The 353-nt window shown below is 39.7% G+C and carries 1 protein-coding gene; it reads left to right on the top strand.

From position 1 onward, the window contains the following. A partial coding sequence (locus tag QVO66_RS11625) for a DUF3871 family protein (RefSeq protein ID WP_288172854.1) occupies positions 1-204 on the top strand: 204 nt, incomplete at its 5' end. Between the last annotated feature and the right edge of the window lie 149 nt (positions 205-353).

Here is a 353-nt window from a genome sequence, read left to right as displayed (position 1 = left end):
CACGTTGCAAACCCTGACTTCGGAATAACAAGCGGAGACGACTTTACCTGCTGGAGCCTTATGCAACTCGGTAATGAAGCGGTGAAACAAAGCTATATTGACAAGTGGCTTGAGAGGAACCAAAACTGCACCGACTTTGCGATAGGAATTCAGAAGGCGATAAACGGGGATGATACAGAGGGCTATTCCTGGTTCATAAGCTAAGGAACGGCTAAACAAAACCACTTACAAGAGGAGAGATACACAATCAATTAAAAGTAAACGTGTGTCCCTCCTTTTTTGTTTGGTTCAACTTAAATCAATAATAATTATAAAGCAAAACAATTATGACAAAAACAAAATTTGAAAGACCA

Source organism: Prevotella sp. CAG:255 (assembly GCF_000431195.1).
Lineage (GTDB): Bacteria > Bacteroidota > Bacteroidia > Bacteroidales > Bacteroidaceae > Prevotella > Prevotella rara.
The sequence above is the reverse complement of the archived record's forward strand: the minus strand, read 5'-3'. Positions and strand labels throughout refer to the sequence as shown.